The organism is Synechococcus sp. 1G10 (assembly GCF_002252625.1).
Lineage (GTDB): Bacteria > Cyanobacteriota > Cyanobacteriia > PCC-6307 > Cyanobiaceae > Regnicoccus_A.
The window spans coordinates 24,168-42,580 of record NZ_NQKW01000019.1 but is presented as its reverse complement, the minus strand read 5'-3'; the positions used below and the strand labels follow the sequence as shown (position 1 = coordinate 42,580).

Here is an 18,413-nt window from a genome sequence, read left to right as displayed (position 1 = left end):
TCATCCGTTGCCGGGTTCCGGCGGAGGCGCCATGGCCGAGAGCGAGACGATCTTTGCGCGCATCCTGCGCGGTGACATCCCCTGTGATCAGGTTCATGCCGATGAGCTGTGCCTGGCCTTCCGCGACATCCAGCCCCAGGCACCGGTGCATGTGCTCGTGATTCCGCGCGAGCCCCTGGTGAACCTCACCGACGCCGAGCCGCGCCATCAGGCCCTGCTGGGCCATCTTCTGCTGGTGGCGGCTCAGGTGGCGAAGCAGGAGGGTCTTGTCGGCTGGCGCACCGTGATCAACAACGGCGCTGAAGCCGGACAGACGGTCTTTCACCTGCATGTGCATGTGATCGGAGGCCGGCCCCTGCTCTGGCCCCCCGGCTGACGCCCGCCAGCGGCGACAATGAGCCGACTTGTAACCATTCATGCGACCCCTCAAGGCCCTTCGCGAGCAGTTGGCCAAGCTGCAGCGCCTGGCCCAGCCCTACTTCCTGCCTCTTGACGAAGGCGGCGGTGGCAACGGCCAGTTCCTGCTTCTGGTGGTGGCCCTGCTGGCGGTGGTGGTGGGCTTCACCCTGCTGCTGCTCACCGGTGTGGTCGCTGCGGCCGGTGCCTGGATCCCCGAGCTGCGCAATCGCTTCCTGCCCGGGGTGCCCGAGCAGGTGGCCGCGGTCTGGAGCGGGCCGATCGGCATCGTGGTGATGGTGCTGTTTGCCGCTGGGCTTGCCGCCTTCATCAGCCTGCGGGCCAAGCTGCGTCAGGGGCGCTGGCTGCCCTGGTTGCTGCTCGGTGTGATCGCCCTGCTGATCCTGGTGATCAACGGCATCAACGTGGGCATCAGCTTCATCGCCCGGAACATCGAAAACGCCTTGGTGGGCTACAAGGAGGAGGAGTTCTGGAAGATCGTCGCGATCTACGCCTTCTGCCTGGTGCTGGCCCTGCCGATCCGCGCCATCCAGAGCTATCTGATTCCCAAGCTCGGTTTGCTGTGGCGGGAGTGGCTCAGCGGACGCATGCTGGGCCGCTACCTCACCAACCGGGCCTACTACGTTCTCAACCCCAACGATGAAAGCGTTGAGGAGATCGATAACCCTGACCAGCGGATCTCCCAGGACGCAGCCAGCTTCACCGCCACCAGCTTGAGCGTGACGGTGGAGATCATCTCTGCCCTGCTTACTTTCTTCAGCTTCATCATCGTTCTCTGGAGCATCAACCAGACGCTGGCCCTGTGGCTGCTGGGCTATTCGGTGGGCGGCACGGCTCTGATCGTGTTCGCCAGCCGCAAGCTGGTGAATCTGAACTATCAGCAGCTGAAACTGGAGGCGGATTTCCGCTACGGCCTGGTTCACATCCGTGACAATGCCGAATCGATCGCCTTCTACCAGGGCGAGCGCCAGGAGCAGAAGGAGGGCGAACGCCGCCTTGACGGGGTGATCGTCAACTACAACCGGCTGATCATCTGGGAGGCGCTGATCAGCGTCATCCAGCGTTCCTACGACTACTTCTCCCGCTTTCTTCCCTGGTTGGTGATTGCGCCGATCTACTTCGCCAAGCAGGTCGACTTCGGTGTCTTCGGCCAGGCCAGCATCGCCTTCTCCCAGGTGCTGTTCTCGGTCAGCTACATCGTCAACAACATCGATCGTCTGGCCGCCTTCTCCGCCTCCATCAGCCGCCTCGAGGGCTTCCAGGGAAAGGTGGAGGCGATCAGTGAAGAGATGGCCGAGTTCGTGGCCGCCGAGCAGGCCTCAGCTGGTGGCGCCATGGGCGCCGGGGCCGGCGCGGTGCGGCCCGAATCGATCCTTGTGAGCCACGTGGATCTGGTGCCGCCCCGCACCAACCGTCTGCTGGTGAGCGATCTCAGCCTGGAGGTGACCGCCAACCAAAGGCTGCTGGTGGTCGGGCCTTCGGGTTGCGGCAAGACCTCCTTCCTGAGGCTGGTGAGTGGGCTCTGGCCTGCGGCCGCGGGCCATGTGCAGCGCCCGCCTGTGGGCGAGCTGATGTTCATTCCCCAGAAGCCCTACATGCTGCTGGGCAGCCTCAGGGAGCAGCTCTGCTACCCCCAGCCCGCCGATCGATTCAGCGACGAACAGCTGCGCCACGTGCTCGAGGAGGTGCGCCTGCCCGAACTGGTGGGGCGCTACCCCGATCTGGACATCAAGCAGGACTGGCCCCGGTTGCTCTCGCTCGGCGAGCAGCAGCGCCTCGCCTTTGCCAGGCTGCTGCTCAACTCCCCCCGCTTCGTGGTCCTCGATGAGGCCACCAGCGCTCTTGATGTGAACACCGAGAAGGCCCTTTATGAATTGCTTGTGGAGCGGGAGATGGCTTTTGTGAGTGTGGGTCACAGGCCCACCCTGGTGGCCTTCCATGACACCGTGCTTGAGCTCGACGGCCAGGGTGGCTGGCGGCTGCTGCCAACCGACGGCTATGACTTTGGCCGCAACCGTGAGACCTGAATGCCTTCCCCAGCTCCTCCTACTGAACCTGAGGCAACCCCAACCACCAGTGCCACCACCTCTGACGTTCCGGCGTTCGGCTGGAGTGGCTATGCGGAGCGGGTCAACGGCCGCTTCGCGATGCTCGGCTTTGCTGCCGTGCTGCTGATCGAGGCCCTCAGCCGCGACACCTTCCTGCACTGGGCGGGCCTGGTGCCCTGATCTTCAGGGCAGCTCAATCAGGTCCACCTGCCAGAGGCCGCCGCGGCTGACCTGAACGGCCAGCACGCGCCCATCGGCGCTGAGCTTCACCTGCCTGGGCACCCCTGGCGGCTCCAGAGGCAGCGGCTGCAGATTTTCCCTGCTGCGTCGATAGAGCGCCAGTTCGGTGCGGCCGTCGCGCTGGCGGATCAGGGCCATGCGCTCCCCTGCGGCATCGACACTGACGTTCAGGGGCTGGGCATCAGGGCGGTTCAGGCCCGGCAGGGGTACGGGCCGGTTCTGATCCAGGTCCACCAGTTCAATCCGCTCGCGCCCGTCGCGGCCTCTGATCAGGGCCAGCCAGCGACCGCCCAGGGAAGGGTCGCGGTTGCCGCCACTCTGCTCCAGCTGTTGGTTGATGGCGGCCAGGGGGCGCATGGGCGTGGATACACAGGCTCCGAGCAGGCTGACGGCCATGAGGGCCAGGCCCAGCTGCACCAGCCTGATGGCCTTGGCGATGTCATGGTCATGGCGCTCCAGGGGTGTCACGGTGGCGCCACAGCTGGAGTGCGCAGCACCTCTCCAGCCGGCGGGTCGATCTCAAGGATCCCGCCCAGATCGAACAGCTCCACTTGCCAGCGACCAGCGGCCACCAGTTGAAGCGCCAGGCGCTGGCCGTCGGGTGCCAGGCTCAGCCTCACCGGCTCCAGTCCGCCCGGCAGGGGCAAAGGCACAAGCCGATTGGTGAGGCGGTCTTCAATCACCGCCAGGCGCCGGTCACCCCGCTGCACGATCAGGGCCAGATAACGGCCCCTCCAGCTGAGGGAAGGGGAGCTGTGGGGCTGCCAGCGGCTGAGGTGGCGCAGAGGCAGCACCCTTCCACTGATGCGCTCCTGAAGCAGCACAGTCGATCGGCCCTGGCGTTCGATCACGCTGGCCAGGAGGCGGCCGTCACCACTCAGGGCTGGATCCTGACGGCTGAGGTTCGATTGCCAGCCAGGCGATGGAGCCGGACGGGAACGGCCGGACCAGGGAAGTGAGCAAGCACCTAGAAAAGTTGCCAGGGCTGCCGCCACGATCGCCGCCAGGGAGGCGGTCCTCGGTGTTGTGATCAGCTGTCGAAACGGGAGCTGTTGTCCCGAGGGCGGCTGCTGGAGGGGGCGGGCCGCAGGGGGGTGTAGTCGGCGTCGCTCACGGGGGTGGCAGGGCTGGCTGCAGGGCCGGCACCGGCAGCGGAGCTTGAGATCGGGTTGTTGGTGGTTGCGGCGCTGGGGCGGCTGCGGATCGGTGTGCCCTGGGGAACACCAGGGGATGGGCTGGAGGGTTCAGTGGCACCCGCAGGTCCGGGTCGGCGGCTGGAGCGGGGCATGGACTCGGAGCTGGGCATCGGACGGCTGCCGCGGCGGGGCTCTACCCCGCTGTCGCGCTCGCGGCGGCGGGAGCCAAAGGCCGCTCCTGAGGCTGCGGCACTGGATGGGGCAACGCTGCGGCTGCCGTAGGACTCAGATTCACGGCGGGGGCTGGGCTCGTCTGCATCCCAGCTGCTGTCGGTTGGGGGGCGACGGCTGGCGGCCCGCTCGGGAATGGCAGGCCTGGCCGCCTCACGACGGGGCCGGTAGAAGCTGGCATCGTCCTCCAGTTCTTCGGTGAGGGGTGATCGGATCCGTCGCCGCAGGGGCTGGGGTTCCTCGAAGCGGTCAGTGTCGTCGTCCCAGCCGGCGCGGCCGCCCATCCTGGGTTTGGCAGGCAAGGGTTCGTCGTCGTCGAAATAGGAGGAGCGCCGCGCCTGCTCAGTGGTCACGCCCCGCAGGCGAACGCTTTCGTATGCGAAAAAGACCGTTGTGCCCGCCAGCAGGAACTGGCCGAATTGAAGGATCGGATCGAGCCGCCAGCCCTGGAAGAAGAGAATTCCGCCGCAGAGCAGACCGATCGCAGCGAAGAAGACGTCGTAGTCGCGGGCGAGGGCTGGCTTGAAGCTCCTCATGAAATAGAGGAACGCACCACCGACGGCCAACACGATGCCGACGATGCTGGCCCAGTTCAGGCTGGCATTGACCACGTCTGAAACCTCAGGCGAACGACTTTTCCCGTCCGCCAGGGGTGAACGGTTGAAACCAGTTTAGGGACCTTGACCCGCGATACCAGCGTCAACTCAAAGCTTGCGGTCAACTTGGTCGTTCTGGCTGATCAGAACCAAGGCGATGCTGATCGGAATCACAACGATCATCGCTCCGTAGACGAGGCTGCTCAGGAAGTTGGAGAGGGAGGGGGTCATGGCGCCATGAGATCCGAGTGGGATCTTAGGCAGCTGCGCCCACTTCCTACGATGGCCCCGCCCCTGCTTACCGCTTTGTGACGGCCGTTTCCGTGCTGGCGTCTGGCCTGCCGTTGCTGCATGCCGTGTTGGCCCTGGCCCTGGCGGCCTGGACCCTGCTGTTCCTGTTCCGCATCGTGCTCACCTGGTATCCGCAAGTGGACCTGAACCGGGGGGCGATGCAGCTGATCGGCTTGCCGACGGAGGGTCTGCTGCGCTTCAGCCGGCGATTGATCCCCGCCATCGGCGGTGTCGATGTGACCCCGGTGATCTGGGTGGGGTTGATCAGCCTGCTGCGGGAGCTGGTGGTTGGTCAGCAGGGATTGCTCACCCAGGTGCTGCGCCACAGCCAGTCCCTGGGCTGAGCCTGGAGTTTCGTGACCGAACAAAGCCAGCGGATCAGCTGGGCGGCAGCATCTCCTGCTCCACGAATTTCGTGTGCAGATCGCCGCGCTGGAACTCGGGCCGATCCAGCAGGGCCAGGTGGAACTCGATCGTGGTGGGGATGCCCGTGATCGCACATTCGCTCAGGGCCCGGCGCATGCGCTTGATGGCCGCCTCTCGATCGACCCCCCAGACGATCAGCTTGCCGATCAACGAGTCGTAGAAGGGGGGGATTTCGTAGCCCGTGTAAACGTGGCTGTCGACCCGCACGCCCGGCCCACCCGGTGGCAACCAGCCGGTGATGCGCCCCGGGGCAGGCCGGAAATTCTGCTGGGGATCCTCGGCGTTGATGCGGCATTCGATCGCATGGCCCCGCAGCTTCACGTCCTCCTGGCGCATGCTCAGGGGCTCACCTCCGGCGATGCGCAGCTGCTCGGCAATCAGATCGAAACCGGTGACCATCTCGGTGACGGGATGCTCCACCTGGATGCGGGTGTTCATCTCCATGAAGTAGAAGCTGCCGCTGCGATCCACCAGAAACTCAACGGTGCCGGCGCCCTCGTAGGTGATGCTCCGGGCCGCCGCCACCGCCGCCTCGCCCATGCGCCGGCGCAGCTCCGGATCCAGGGCCGGACTTGGGGCTTCCTCCAGCAGCTTCTGGTGGCGCCGCTGGATCGAGCAGTCGCGCTCGCCGAGGTGAACCACGTTGCCGTGACGATCGGCCAGGATCTGCACCTCAACGTGGCGGGGCCGCTCGATGAACTTCTCCATGTAGAGGCCCGGGTTGCCGAAGGCCGCTTCCGCTTCACCCTGGGCCGCCTTGAACAGGCCCTCGAGCTGCTCGGGCTCCTGCACCAGGCGCATGCCACGACCGCCGCCGCCGGCCGTGGCCTTGATCATCACGGGGAAGCCCATGCGCGCCGCCAGCACGGAGGCCTCCTGGGCGTCCTCCAGCAGACCTTCACTTCCGGGGATGGTGGGAACGCCCACCCGCTGCATGGTGGTCTTGGCGGTGGATTTGTCCCCCATGGCCCGGATCGCCTCTGGGGAGGGACCGACGAAGGTGAGGCCGTGGGCCGCGCAGATCTCCGCGAAGCGGTCGTTCTCGGCCAGGAAGCCGTAACCGGGGTGGATCGCATCGGCGCCCCTGGAGATCGCCGCGGCAATGATGTTGGGGATATTGAGATAGCTCTTGCTGCTGGGAGCTTCCCCCACGCAGACCGCTTCATCGGCCAGCTGTACGTGCAGGGCGTTGCGGTCGACGGTGCTGTAGACCGCCACCGTGCTGATGCCCATCTCGCGGCAGCTCCGCAAGATACGGAGAGAGATCTCGCCACGGTTGGCGATCAGCAGCTTGCCGATGGGCATCCGTGGTGGGTCCAGGCCGCTGCGGACTGTATCAGCGCTGACCCTTGGCACCTCCGTGGGGCGGAGTCCGGAACGGGTGATGGGTATATTGACGAGCCGAAGGGAGTTCAGACTCCTGACGGCCACGCGGATGTGGTGGAATTGGTAGACACGCACGTTTGAGGGGCGTGTGGCTTCGGCCTTGCGAGTTCAAGTCTCGCCATCCGCATTTTTCTTTCCCACAACTTGAGAGAGCCGCCCCCGAGCCTCCCGCCCACCACAGCGATCGTGCTGGTGTGCAACGGACCGGGCGAGCTCACCACCTGGGTACGCCCCCTGGCCCAGCGCCTGCACAGGCAGCTCGCGCTTCAGCCTCTTGTTCCTGGAGCGGCCTGCTCTCTGGAGCTGGTGCTCGTGCCCTGTCCCAACGCCACCGGATCCGAGGCGCGGGTGGCTCGCGAGCTTGGCTTCTTCTCCCGCATCGTGCCCGCCCGCCGGTTCTGGGGGCTCCTGCTCAGCCCCCGCCGCCATGGGCCCTGGCCGGCCCATGGAGTGGTGGTGTTCCTGGGGGGTGATCAGTTCTGGACCGTGCTGCTTTCGGCTCGCCTTGGCTACCGCCACCTCACCTACGCCGAGTGGGTGGCCCGGTGGCCGCGCTGGAACGACCGCATTGCTGCCATGGGCCCCGAGGCCGCCACCCGGTTGCCTCCCCGCTGGCGCCAGCGCTGCACCGTGGTGGGTGATCTGATGGCCGATCTCTCCGAGGAGGCGCGGGCGGTGGCCCCCCTGCCCGAAGGCGAATGGGTGGCCCTGCTGCCCGGCTCCAAGCGGGCCAAGTTGCAGGTGGGCGTTCCCTTTTTGCTCGAGACAGCCGATCGCCTTGCCCGCCTGCGGCCTGGGTGTCGGTTCCTTCTGCCGGTGGCGCCCACCACCAGCGTGGCCGATCTGCTGGCCTATGGAGACAGTGGTAACCCGATTCAGCGTTATTACGGCGGCCAGCCGCCGCGGCTGCTGGTGCCGGAGCCGGATTCCGGCCAGCGCTGGCTGATCAGCGGTGCCGGCACGCCCATTCTGCTGTTCGAGCAGCACCCGGCCCACGCCGCCCTCAGCCAGTGCGCTCTGGCGCTCACCACCGTGGGGGCGAACACCGCCGAGCTGGGGGCCCTCGGGGTGCCGATGATCGTTCTGGTGCCCACCCAGCATCTGCAGGTGATGCAGGCCTGGGACGGCTGGCTCGGTCTGGTGGCGCGCCTGCCCCTGTTGCGCTGGTTGCTGGGCCTGGCGCTGACGGCCTGGCGGATGCGCCAGCGGGGGTTTCTGGCCTGGCCGAACATCTCGGCAGGTCGTGCCGTGGTGCCTGAGCGGGTCGGGGCGATCACGCCGGCGGAGATTGCTGCCGAGGCCAACGAGTGGCTGGCCCACCCCGAGCGGCTGCGGGGTCAGCGCGACGATCTGCGCAGTCTGCGGGGGCAGCCCGGGGCTGTGGCGGCCCTGGCGGCGATGGTGCAGGAGCTTCTGCCCGCTGCCTAAATTGACACCAACAGAATGTTGCGCACCATGGCCAGCCCCGACGCGGTCGCCGACTCGCCATCCCCTTCAGATCCCGACTGGCGCGAGCGCCTGACTCCGGAGCAGTACCAGGTGGCCCGTTGCGGTGGGACCGAGCGGGCCTTCACAGGCGCTTACTGGAACACCAAGCAGGAGGGCCGCTACGACTGCATCTGCTGCGGGTCTCCCCTGTTCGGCTCCAATGCCAAGTTTGATTCCGGCACGGGCTGGCCCAGCTTCTGGGACGGGCTCGATCCCGCGGCGATCACCACCATCGAGGACCGCAGTCACGGCATGGTGCGAACGGAAATCCGCTGTGCCAAGTGTGAGGCCCACCTCGGTCACCTCTTTCACGATGGCCCCGGTCCCACGGGCCTGCGTTACTGCGTCAACTCGGCTTCTCTGAACTTCAACCCGGCCTCGTAAGGCCTGGCTGGCCGCCGGCTGGCCGATCCCTGGCCTCACTCACCAGGGATCGCTGAACCGCTCCTCATTCGTGCGGGGCCGAACTGGGGTATCCAGCACCTCCGGTTCAGGGTCCTGCATCTCCCGGTAGGGCTCGGGCTCCACATCGAGGGGCTGGCGCTCATCTTCTCTGGGGCGCAACGATGCCTGGCGGGGCTGCTGGGGCAAGGGGCTGCGGCGGCGCGGCTCGTCGTCGTACTCGTCCTCGTCGAGGTAGCGACGCTGGCGCAGGGGTTCCTGCCGGCGGCGTTCAAGCTCCACATATTCCAGTTCCTCCTGCTCCTCCACCTGCACGGCGCGGCTGGAGGCGGGCTGGATCCTGCGTTGCTCCTGCGCAATGGGCTGACCGGAGGCCAGCTGGTTCTCGACCGGCACCATGGTCTGGCGGAAGCGATCCCGTTCCTCCTGCTCCCAGCTGGGTCCACCGATGCCCAGTTTCTCGAGCAGGCCGCTGCCCAGTTGCTTGAGTTTCTCTTCGGCGCCCTCGTAGACGATGATCCGATCAGGGCCGCTGCTGACGATCTCCTCGACGCTCAGTTCCCAGGTGCTCAGCACCCCTTCGCCGAGCAGGGGAACACCGAGGGCTCCCAGCACCAGGGTGGTGAGCTCGCCGGTTTCGATGTCGAAGCTGAAGCCGAGCACCCGGCCCAGTTGTTCGCCCGATTCGCTGATGACCTGGCAGTTGATCACCTTGCTGTAACGGTCGGGGTTGAACCCCTCGGCCAGGGAATCGGCGGAGTCAACCAGCACCACGTCGCCTACCTGGCGTATCCGGTCCAGTGGCATCCAGCGGGGCAGGCCCGGCAGGAAGCGGGTGAGGGGGTTGTCGCGCAGGCCGAGTGCCACGACCTCACGCCGGTCGATATCGACCACCACTTCGCCCACCACCCCCAGCCGGCGGCCGGTGTCGCGGGTGATCACCTGAGTCCCCATCAGCTCGGAGCGCAGCCAGAGCCTGTCGCTGGGGGCGCCGCCGGAAGGATCGGCGGACGGAGGGAAAGAAGAGGTCAAAGGCCAGTTCCCGGGCGGGTGTAGGCAGGGTGGGTGCTCAAGTCATTGTGGCTCACCGCACCGGGTCAGGCGGCGGTGGGCATCCCGACCACCTGGGTGTGGGCGCCGCGGGCCTGGGTCACCCCCACCGTGCGGGTGGCCGCGGCGATCATCGGCCGGCGGTGGCTGACCACCAGGAACTGGGCCTGATCGGCCTGGCTGGCGATCAGTGCGGCCAGCCTCTCCACATTGACCCCATCGAGAAAGCTGTCGACTTCATCGAGGGCATAGAAGGGGGAGGGACGGAAGCGCTGCAGGGCGAACAGGAAGCTCAGGGCTGTGAGAGATTTTTCCCCGCCCGACATCGAAGCCAGACGGCGCACGGTCTTGCCCTTGGGGTGGGCCACCAGGGTGAGACCGCCCTCAAGCGGCTGGGTCTCGTTCTCCAGCTGCAGGTGCCCTTCGCCTTCGGAGAGTCCGGCGAAGATTGTGCGGAAATGGCCATCCACAGCGTGGAAGGCCTCGAGGAACGCCTCCTGGCGCAGCGTGGCGACCGTTTCGATGCGCAGCAGCAACTCCTCCCTTTCGCTGGAGAGAACCTCCAGCCGGGCGGCCAGGTCGGCCAGACGCTGCTCCAGCTGCTCCAGTTCCTCCAGGGCCAGCATGTTCACCGGCTCGAGGGCTTCCATGCGCTGCTGCAGCCGCTGCAACTCCTGCTGAAGCGCCTCGAGGCCTGCTGAGCGCAGCTCCTCGGGGATCTCGGGGAGAGGATCGGGCAGGGTCCGTTCCATCGCCTCCAGCCGCAGGGCCAGGGCCCGCTCCTGCTCGCTGAGCGACAGACGCTCCTCCCCCAGCCGTTGCAGCTCCCACTGCCGTTGCTGGACGGCCTGCCGCTGCTGGCCCACCTGGGCTTCGGCGGCATCGCGAGCCCGGCGCCGTTCGCCGAAGCGTTCCTGCAACTGCTGCTGTTGCATCTCCAGTTCCGCCCGCCGCTCCTCGCCCTGGCATTCCTGCTCGCGGCGCAGGCGGTGTTCCTCGGCCAGGTTGAGCACGGCCTGCTGCAGCCGCGATTCCTCCAGGGTGAGAGCTTCGAGTTGATCACCAAGACGGGTGAGGCTCAAGCTGCGCTCCCGCTGGGCCAGCAGCAGAATGTCACGCTGCTCGCGGGCGGCGGCCAGCCGTTGATCGGCCGTCTCCAGGTCGTGCTGCAGGCCCTGCCAGCGGGCACTGTCTCCCGACTCCTGGGCCTCGGCCTCGGCTATTTCCAGTCCGGCCAGCTCCAGCAGCAAGGGGGCCAGCTCTTGCTCCAGCTGCTGGCTGCGCTGGCGGCCGCTCTCCAGGCTGGCCTGGTGTTGGCTGCAGCGTTGCTGGAGCTGCTCCAGCCGTTGCAGCTGGGGCCCCAGGGCGCGCTCTGCCGCGGCCCGCTCCGCCGTCAGAGCGGCCCTGCGCTGCTGGCCCTCCTGTAGCACAGGGCGCAGCTGCTCCAGCTGGCGGCCCAGGTCGGCCTCGCGGCGACGGCAGGCCACCAGGCTCTCCCCCAGCTCCAGCAGGCGCTGCCGGTGGGGCTCCGCCTCGTCCTGCTCCCCCGCACGCCCGAAGCTGAGCTGGCCGGAGCGTTGCTGCAGGCTGCCGCCGGTCATGGCCCCGCTGCGCTCCAGCAGTTCCCCCTCCAGGGTCACGGCCCGGCAGCGGCCGAGCTCGCGGCGGGCGCTGGCCAGGTCTTCGAACACCAGGGTGTCGCCGAAGACGTGGCGGAAGACCTCCGTGTACACGGGCTCGAAGCGGAGCAGATCGACGGCGCGCCCCACCAGTCCGCCAGCGCCGGAGCGGCCACCGGCACCGCCCCGCTCCAGGGCGGCGCTGCCGCTGCTGCTGCCGCCACTGCCGCCGCCGCGGATCTTGTTGAGTGGCAGAAAGGTGAGTCGACCGGCCCGGCGGCTCTTGAGCAGCTCGATCGCCTCTGAAGCGATGCGGTCGTCGTCGACCACCACCTGGGCCAGGCGGCCGCCGGCGGCCACCTCCAGGGCCAGCCGGAAGCGCTCCTCCACCTCGGCGAGCTGGGCCACAGGACCATGCAGCCCGCCGAGGCCGGCCTCCAGCAGCAGGCGCAGGGCGCCGGTGCCACGGCTTTCCTGGAGAGTGTCGCGGCGGCTTTCGATCCGGGCAATCTCCCGCTCCAGCTGGGTCTGCTCCTGCTCCAGTCGGGTGCGGGTGCGTTGCTGCAGGGCGAGGGCTTCGGCCAGGTCCTGGGCCTGGCGTTGTTGCTGGTCCACCAGGGCCTGGACGGCTTCGGCTTCGCTCAACAGCTCCTGCAGGCGCCGCTGCTGGTCGTGGTCGGCGCTGTCCCCGCTGGCCAGCTCCGCCTCCAGTTCGATCAGGCGTTCCTCGGCCTGGCGCAGCCTCTCGCTGAGCTGCTGCTGTTCCGCCAGCAGGGGAGCCACCGCCTGCTGCAGCTCCTGCCGCCGCTGGCTGCGGCGCTTCTGCTCCTCCAGCCAGGTGCCGGAGCGGCCCGCCACCTCCCCCAGCCGCCGGCGGGAGAGCTCCACGGCACCTTCGGCGCTCAGGCAGGCCTGAGCCGCAGCATCCAGGGCGGCGGTGTGCTGCTCATCGGCGCTGAGCTCCAGCCGCTGACGCTGCAGGTCCAGCCGCTGGCGCTGCAGGTCCTGGCGCTGGCCCTGCAGCGCCTCAGCCTGCTGCTGCTGTCGCTCCGCCTGGCGCTGCAGCTCGCGGGCGCTGGTCTCCAGGCCGGCCAGCTCCGCCTGCACCACCAGCAGGCTGTCTTCGCCGAGGGCCTTGACTTCGGCCTGGAGAAGGGCGAGCCCACTGCTGGCCTGCTCCAGGGCTTCCTGGGCAGCGGTCAGGGCCGTGCGGTCGCTCTGTTCCTGGGCCTCGAGGGCCTGCTGACGCCGGCGCAGGGCCTCCAGCTGGCCGCCAGCCTGCTCATGGGCGAGCACCTGCTCCTGCAGACGGCCGAGCTGCTGGCGCAGGCGCAGCTCCTGGTAAGTGCGGGCCTTGGCGCAGTCGCGCTCCAGCCGCTGGCGGCTCCCCAGCAGCTCCTGCTCGACGATTCGGCAGCGTTCCTGGCGCTCCTGCACCTCATCGAGCTTGGCGCGGGTCTGCTCGATGCGGGAATCGAACAGGGCAACCCCGGCCAGTTCATCGATGAGGGCGCGGCGGTCGCGGGCACTCATTGAGACGATCCGGGTCACATCCCCCTGCATCACCACGTTGCTGCCCTCGGGATCCACCCGCAGCCGGCGCAGCTGGGTCTGCAGCTGCTGCAGGTTGCAGGGGACCCCATCGGAGCTGAAGCTGCTGCTGTAGGTACCGCCGGGAGCCAGCCGCAGCCGCCGGCTCACGGTCCATTCCTTCTGCCCGGTCTGAATCCAGGGGCCCTCCGCCGGGGGCTCAAGTCCCGCTTCAGCTGGGTCGGGCTGCCAGTCGCTGAGGTCAAAGCGCACGCTCACTACCGTTTCGGCAGCTTTGCCCTGGCGAACCGTGGCGCTGTTGATCAGATCGGGGAGTCGCTCTGCGCGCATGCCGCGGCTGCTGGCCAGGCCCAGGCAGAACAGAACGGCATCGAGGATGTTGCTCTTGCCTGAGCCGTTCGGACCGGTGATCACCGTGAAGGATGGCTCCAGCCGGATCGCCATCGCTCCACCGAACGATTTGAACTGGGCGAGTTCGACCTGATTGATGTAAACCAACAGGCCCGCGTGCAGTGCTGAGCAGCTGAAACCTAGCGGAGCTGCTGACGATCTCAAGCCCCTACCTATCGTGGGAGCAACAGTCCCCCCAGGATCGTCACGTCATGGAACCTGAAATCCCCACCATCAATCGGGATCGCTTCCGGGAGCGCTTCGACGCCCTTCTCCCCACCATCCAGCGTGAATGGCCCCAGGTGGCCCGCGAAACCCTCGAGGCCACCCGCGGCAGCCTTGATGAGGTGGTGTCGGTGATCGCCGAGCAGACCGGCCGCACCGCCCACGGCGTGCAGGAGCAACTGCTCGACCTGGTCCATGTGGCCGGTGACCGCACCCGCGATCTGGTGGATCGCATCGGTCCGCTTGAGGAGCAGCTCGAGAATCTTCTCGACGAACTCAACACCAGCCTGAGGCCCCGGATCGAGAAGCCCGTGCGCGAGCGGCCCCTGCTGGCGGTCGGCGTGGCGGCGGCGGTGGGCCTGATCGTCGGGTTGATGCTGGCTCCGGGCCGGCGTTCCTCATGAGTTCGGCCGACGACGAGCGCCGGAGGAGGCGCTCCGCCGGCGCTGGTGTGGGCCGGGTGGCAGCTGGTCGCGTCACGGCCCTGGTGACGTCTGTGATGGACCTGCATGTCCGCATCGCCCTGCAGGAGGTGGACCAGGAGAAGCGCCGGCTGATCAGCGGAGGCGTTCTGCTGGCGGCAGGCGGTGTGCTGACGTTATTGGCCGCTGTGGCCGGCCATGTCGCCCTGGTGTTGTGGCTGCACCAGAGCTTTGGCTGGGGGTGGCTGCAGGCGGTGCTGCTGCTGTTGCTGGGGGATCTGGTGCTGGCGGGTGTGCTGCTGCGTATCGGCGGGCAGCTGATCAAGGGCCCCTATCTGCCCCAGACCACCGCCGGTCTCAGCAAGACCACCCGGGCCCTGCTGGGCCGCTGAGGCTGTCGAGGTCCACGAAGCGATACCCCTGCCGCTTCAGCTCCGGCACCACCTGGCGCAGGGTGGTGAGGGTCTGCCTGTTGAGCTCGGGCGTGTCATGCAGCACCAGGATCCCGCCGGGGTGGGCGTTGGCGAGGATGAACCAGCGCTGAAACCAGGTCGGCGGCTGAAAGGTGTCCCAGGGAAAGATCGATCCCAGCACCAGGCGGTAGTTCCGTGCCGCCGCCCAGGCCAGCAGCGGCGGATGGAACCAGCCACCACCAGGACGCAGCCAGTGCAGTGCGGGCATCTGCGGTGCGGCGCAGCGGCGGATGCGGTGCTCGGTGCCGTCGCACTGGCGCAGGAACTGCCGTCTCGGTAACAGGGCCGTGCGCGAATCCACCCAAAGATGGTTCCCCAGCTGTTGCCCCTCGGCCACCGCCCGCCGCGCGAACTGGGGATTCCGGCGCAGGTTGGACCCGATCAGAAAGAAGGTGGCCGGCACCCCCAGCTCCCGCAGCAGATCCAGCATCGCGTCGGAGCCCAGGCCGCTTGGCCCGTCGTCGATGGTGAGCGCCAGCTCAGGCTCGGCAGCGGAACCGCAGAAGGTCACCCCGGGGGTCCAGGGGAGGCCATCGCTTCTAGGGTCAGGGTCATGGTGATCGCCCATCAAGCCGATCCATGCTCTCCCGGCCCGGCCTCGCTGGCCTGCCGGCAGCTGGCCACCTACTTCGTCGACAGCGGCCGGGTAGTGCCGGGCCTGGTGGTGGATCCCGATGGACGCCTGCGGGCCCAGTGGTGGCCGCTGCCCGCCGCCGGCGATCGCGAGCTGCTGGCGGCTCATCTGACAGGGGAAAGCCCGGAGGAGCAGCAGCAGCTGGCCGAATCCCTGGCGGATGCTGTGGATTGGCTCGTGCGTCACCGCCTCGATGGCTCCGCCGCACCGCCCCCTGCCCGCCGTCGTCGCCCCGGACCGGCGACTTTGCCCCAGGCCTGGCTGGCGGCCCTGGTGGGTCCTGATCCCCATCTGGTGGCGACGGCCGATCTCGCCGCTGAGGCGGCCTTCGTCACCGGGCTTCACCAGTGGGTGCGGGAGGGGGCCGGCGGCGGCGGCGCGCTGCAGCTGTGTCTGCGGCTGCATGAACCCAGCAGCCCCCGTGTCCGTCGCTGGCCGCTCGAACTGCTGTTGCGCTCAGCGACCGATCCCAGCCTGATGGTGCCCCTGGCGGCGTTCTGGGACGGCGAGAGTCCCTTCCCGGTAGACCGCTTCGATGCGGTGCTGGCCCAGCTGGGCCTGCTCACCCGCCTTGCGCCCGAACTGGCTGGCCTGCTCGAGCAGCAGGCACCGGCCGGCTTGGAGCTGGCTGAAGGTGCCCTGCTGGCCCTGTTGCGGCAGCGGGCGAGTGTGCTCGATGAGGCGGGGTTCGGCCTGCTGCTGCCCAGCTGGTGGCGCCATGGCCACCGCCTGGGCCTGCGCCCCAACACCAGCCGGCGCTCTTCCACCACCACCCCCGCCGGCGAAGGGGCCGGCCTCAACCTCAACGCCCTGGTGTCGTTCCAGTGGCAGGCGGTGCTGGGCGATCGGCCCCTCAGCACCGCCGAGCTGGCCAGCCTGCAACGGGCCGCTGCGGCCAAGCGCAGCCTGGTTCGATTGCGGGGCGAATGGACGCTGATTGATCCCGACGCGATTACTTCCCTGCTGCGTCACGCCGGCCTCGAGGGTGAGGCCAGCGGCACGGCGTTGCTGCACGCCAACCTCGGCCTCTCCCGTCTCGACCTGCCGGATGACCTGGCCCTGGTGGGGGTGGAGGCCAGCGGCCCCCTCGGAGAGCTGCTTGGCGGCGAGCTCCACAGCCGCGCCACACCGATCCCCACGCCGGCCGACTTCGTGGGGGAGTTACGGCCGTACCAGGAACGGGGTTTGGGCTGGCTGGTGTTCCTGGGCCGACTGGGTCTGGGCGCCTGCCTGGCCGATGACATGGGCCTCGGCAAGACGGCCCAGCTGATCGCCACCCTGCTGGCCGATCCGCTTGAGGCCCCCACGCTGGTGGTGGCGCCGGTGTCGCTGCTGGGCAACTGGAGCCGGGAACTCCAGCGCTTTGCGCCCCAGCTGCCGCTGCTGATCCACCACGGGCCAGGCCGCTTCCGCGGCAGCGCCGCCGCCCTAGCTCGCCAGCTGGCCAGCGAAGGCGGCAAGGGTCGGCCGGCGTCGGTGCTACTCACCACCTACGGCATGGTGAGCCGGGATCTGCCCCTGCTGGCGGGGATGGACTTCGGACGGCTGGTGTTCGATGAGGCCCAGCAGCTCAAGAATCCCTACACAGCCCAGAGCAAGGCGGCGGCGGCGCTTCGGGGGGAACGCCGCATCGCCCTCACCGGCACGCCGGTGGAGAACCGGCTCAGCGAGCTGTGGGCCCTGATGCAGCTGCTCAATCCAGGCCTGCTCGGCAGCCTGCGGCAGTTCCGCGACCAGTTCGCCCTTCCGATCGAACGCGACCACGATGCGGAGGTGGCCGCCCGGCTGCAGCGGCTCACGTCCCCCTTCCTGCTGCGCCGCCTCAAGAGCGACCGCGGCATCCTGCCCGACCTGCCGGGCAAGATCGAGCAGAGCGAACCCTGCACCCTCAGCGCCGAGCAGGCCAGCCTGTATCAGGCGGTGGTGGAGGAACTGCTGGCGGCGGCCGAGAGCAGCGACGGCATCGAACGCCGCGGCCTGGTGCTGGCCGGCCTCACCCGGCTCAAGCAGGTGTGCAATCACCCGGCCCACTACCTCGACGACGGCTCGGCCCTGCCGCGGCGTTCCGGCAAGCTCGATCGCGTCGAGGAGCTGCTCGATGCCATCCTCGACGCCGGCGAGAAGGTGCTGATCTTCAGCCAGTTCGCGGCCTGGGGGGAGCGGCTGCGGGCCCACCTGCAGGGTCGTTATGGCGGCGAACCGCTGTGGCTGCACGGTGGGCTGACGCGGCGGATGCGGGACGCCATGGTGCAGCGGTTCGCCGAGGCCGATGGTCCGCCGATCTTCCTGCTCTCGCTCAAGGCGGGCGGCACCGGCCTCAACCTCACCGCCGCCGCCCATGTGATTCATTTCGATCGCTGGTGGAATCCGGCGGTGGAGGATCAGGCCACCGACCGGGCCCACCGCATCGGTCAGCGGCGCACGGTGCACGTGCACAAGCTGGTGTGCAGCGGCACGATCGAGGAACGCATCGACGTCATGATCCAGAGCAAGCGCGACCTCGCCGAGCGGGTGGTGGGCACGGGGGAGCAGTGGCTCACCGAGCTCTCTACCACCGAACTGCGGGAGGTGATCAGCCTGCGCCGCGAGGCGCTCACCCCATGAGCCCGCGCCAGCAGGCTCCGGCCCGGCGCTGGTGGTCGCAGCGGTTCATCGACGTGCTCGAGGGCTATGGGCTGGGCGGCCGGATGGAGCGGGGCCGGCGCTACGCCAGGAGCGGCCAGGTGCTGAGCCTGGAGGTGGGCCCGGGGCGGCTGGCAGCCAGGGTGCAGGGTTCGCGGCGCACCCCTTACAAGGTGAGCGTGGAAACCGAGCTGCCTGATGAAGAGGGGTGGCAGGCGATCGAGGCGGTGTTCCGCCAGCGGCTGGGCTGGGCGGCGAAGCTGCTGGCCGGCGAGGTGCCAGAGGATCTAGAAGCAGGCTTCCGCCAGGCGGGGGTGGATCTGTTCCCCGCGAGCTGGAGTGACCTGGAGGCCGAGTGCAGCTGCCCGGACTGGGAGGTGCCCTGCAAGCACATCGCCGCCAGCCTGCATGTGTTCGCCCAGCAGCTCGATGACGATCCCTGGCAGCTGCTGGCCTGGCGCGGGCGAGAGCGGGAGGCGCTGATGCAACGGCTGCGGCCGACCGCGAAGGCCGCCGCGGCCGCAGGATCCGAAGAGGGGTTGCCCCCCTGGTGGCCCCAAGGGCTGGTGGCTCGCCCCGGCGAGCGCCTGGTGATCCCCGACGCCCTGCCGCCGGATCCACCGGCTCGGGTGCTGGAGCGCCTGGGGCCGATCCCCGTGCCTGAGGCGTTGGCGCCGGGGCTGGTGGAGCTGTACGGGGCTATCACTACTCCGTTACCGGATGGGGAGCCAGCACCGGAACCGGACGTCGAGGCGCAGGGCTGAAG

General features: G+C 68.4%; 18 protein-coding genes and 1 tRNA gene. 11 read left to right on the top strand and 8 right to left on the bottom strand.

Annotated features, from left to right (window positions below; all coding sequences use genetic code 11):
* Positions 1 to 31 precede the first annotated feature (31 nt).
* From CJZ82_RS13750 to CJZ82_RS13740, 3 genes are read left to right on the top strand one after another with little or no spacing between them, the layout of a single operon-like run.
* Positions 32 to 376 (top strand): histidine triad nucleotide-binding protein, encoded by a 345-nt coding sequence (locus tag CJZ82_RS13750; RefSeq protein WP_094556334.1) that lies wholly within the window; start codon positions 32 to 34, stop codon positions 374 to 376.
* 40 nt (positions 377 to 416) lie between these two features.
* On the top strand, positions 417 to 2,444 hold the full coding sequence (locus CJZ82_RS13745; protein ID WP_094556333.1) for an ABC transporter ATP-binding protein/permease: 2,028 nt from the start codon (positions 417 to 419) through the stop codon (positions 2,442 to 2,444).
* The gene (locus CJZ82_RS13740) at positions 2,445 to 2,645 is read left to right on the top strand and encodes a chlorophyll a/b-binding protein (RefSeq protein ID WP_094556332.1); all 201 of its coding nucleotides are present in this window, start codon (positions 2,445 to 2,447) and stop codon (positions 2,643 to 2,645) included. It begins immediately after the preceding gene.
* A gap of 3 nt (positions 2,646 to 2,648) precedes the next feature.
* Here the strand turns inward: CJZ82_RS13740 and CJZ82_RS13735 are convergent, their stop codons facing one another.
* The 4 genes from CJZ82_RS13735 to psbX form a co-directional block, all read right to left on the bottom strand.
* Positions 2,649 to 3,173: a hypothetical protein gene (locus CJZ82_RS13735; RefSeq protein ID WP_094556331.1), complete on the bottom strand. Its 525-nt coding sequence runs from the start codon at positions 3,171 to 3,173 to the stop codon at positions 2,649 to 2,651.
* On the bottom strand, positions 3,170 to 3,700 hold the full coding sequence (locus CJZ82_RS13730; protein ID WP_233130253.1) for a Tol biopolymer transporter periplasmic protein: 531 nt from the start codon (positions 3,698 to 3,700) through the stop codon (positions 3,170 to 3,172). Before CJZ82_RS13730 ends, CJZ82_RS13735 begins: the two co-directional genes overlap by 4 nt.
* Before the next feature lie 35 nt (positions 3,701 to 3,735).
* The gene (locus CJZ82_RS13725; RefSeq protein ID WP_094556329.1) at positions 3,736 to 4,683 is read right to left on the bottom strand and encodes a Ycf66 family protein; all 948 of its coding nucleotides are present in this window, start codon (positions 4,681 to 4,683) and stop codon (positions 3,736 to 3,738) included.
* Between the two features lie 93 nt (positions 4,684 to 4,776).
* Complete coding sequence (gene psbX, locus CJZ82_RS13720; RefSeq protein ID WP_006172065.1) at positions 4,777 to 4,899, bottom strand: photosystem II reaction center X protein; 123 nt, start codon at positions 4,897 to 4,899, stop codon at positions 4,777 to 4,779.
* Positions 4,900 to 4,976: 77 nt separating this feature from the next.
* Here psbX and CJZ82_RS13715 point away from each other — a divergent pair, with 77 nt between their 5' ends.
* Complete coding sequence (locus CJZ82_RS13715) at positions 4,977 to 5,303, top strand: YggT family protein (protein ID WP_094556328.1); 327 nt, start codon at positions 4,977 to 4,979, stop codon at positions 5,301 to 5,303.
* A 34-nt stretch (positions 5,304 to 5,337) separates the two neighbouring features.
* Here CJZ82_RS13715 and accC read toward each other — a convergent pair whose 3' ends face one another.
* On the bottom strand, positions 5,338 to 6,690 hold the full coding sequence (gene accC / locus CJZ82_RS13710; RefSeq protein WP_094556327.1) for an acetyl-CoA carboxylase biotin carboxylase subunit: 1,353 nt from the start codon (positions 6,688 to 6,690) through the stop codon (positions 5,338 to 5,340).
* 126 nt (positions 6,691 to 6,816) lie between these two features.
* Between accC and CJZ82_RS13705 the strand changes: the two genes are divergently transcribed.
* From CJZ82_RS13705 to msrB, 3 genes are all read left to right on the top strand, one after another.
* Positions 6,817 to 6,898, top strand: a tRNA-Leu gene (locus tag CJZ82_RS13705).
* Between the two features lie 17 nt (positions 6,899 to 6,915).
* Positions 6,916 to 8,199, top strand: coding sequence for a glycosyl transferase (locus CJZ82_RS13700; RefSeq protein ID WP_094556326.1), 1,284 nt, complete (start codon positions 6,916 to 6,918; stop codon positions 8,197 to 8,199).
* Positions 8,200 to 8,226: 27 nt separating this feature from the next.
* The gene (gene msrB, locus CJZ82_RS13695; RefSeq protein WP_094556355.1) at positions 8,227 to 8,643 is read left to right on the top strand and encodes a peptide-methionine (R)-S-oxide reductase MsrB; all 417 of its coding nucleotides are present in this window, start codon (positions 8,227 to 8,229) and stop codon (positions 8,641 to 8,643) included.
* A 39-nt stretch (positions 8,644 to 8,682) separates the two neighbouring features.
* Here the strand turns inward: msrB and CJZ82_RS13690 are convergent, their stop codons facing one another.
* The gene (locus CJZ82_RS13690; RefSeq protein WP_094556325.1) at positions 8,683 to 9,693 is read right to left on the bottom strand and encodes a PRC-barrel domain-containing protein; all 1,011 of its coding nucleotides are present in this window, start codon (positions 9,691 to 9,693) and stop codon (positions 8,683 to 8,685) included.
* A gap of 65 nt (positions 9,694 to 9,758) precedes the next feature.
* On the bottom strand, positions 9,759 to 13,379 hold the full coding sequence (gene smc, locus CJZ82_RS13685) for a chromosome segregation protein SMC (RefSeq protein WP_094556324.1): 3,621 nt from the start codon (positions 13,377 to 13,379) through the stop codon (positions 9,759 to 9,761).
* 104 nt (positions 13,380 to 13,483) lie between these two features.
* Here smc and CJZ82_RS13680 point away from each other — a divergent pair, with 104 nt between their 5' ends.
* Positions 13,484 to 13,900 (top strand): YqjD family protein, encoded by a 417-nt coding sequence (locus CJZ82_RS13680; RefSeq protein ID WP_094556323.1) that lies wholly within the window; start codon positions 13,484 to 13,486, stop codon positions 13,898 to 13,900.
* On the top strand, positions 13,897 to 14,310 hold the full coding sequence (locus CJZ82_RS13675) for a phage holin family protein (RefSeq protein ID WP_094556322.1): 414 nt from the start codon (positions 13,897 to 13,899) through the stop codon (positions 14,308 to 14,310). Before CJZ82_RS13680 ends, CJZ82_RS13675 begins: the two co-directional genes overlap by 4 nt.
* Here CJZ82_RS13675 and CJZ82_RS13670 read toward each other — a convergent pair.
* Positions 14,276 to 14,959: a polysaccharide deacetylase family protein gene (locus CJZ82_RS13670; protein WP_094556354.1), complete on the bottom strand. Its 684-nt coding sequence runs from the start codon at positions 14,957 to 14,959 to the stop codon at positions 14,276 to 14,278. The two genes, CJZ82_RS13675 and CJZ82_RS13670, sit on opposite strands and share 35 nt — an antisense overlap.
* On the opposite strand from CJZ82_RS13670, the gene CJZ82_RS13665 reads away from it, so the two are divergent.
* Complete coding sequence (locus CJZ82_RS13665) at positions 14,945 to 17,629, top strand: DEAD/DEAH box helicase (protein ID WP_143593676.1); 2,685 nt, start codon at positions 14,945 to 14,947, stop codon at positions 17,627 to 17,629. The genes CJZ82_RS13670 and CJZ82_RS13665 overlap by 15 nt on opposite strands.
* Positions 17,626 to 18,411, top strand: a complete 786-nt coding sequence (locus tag CJZ82_RS13660) for an SWIM zinc finger family protein (protein WP_094556320.1) — start codon at positions 17,626 to 17,628, stop codon at positions 18,409 to 18,411. The genes CJZ82_RS13665 and CJZ82_RS13660 overlap by 4 nt, the downstream gene beginning before the upstream one ends.
* Positions 18,412 to 18,413: the final 2 nt, after the last annotated feature.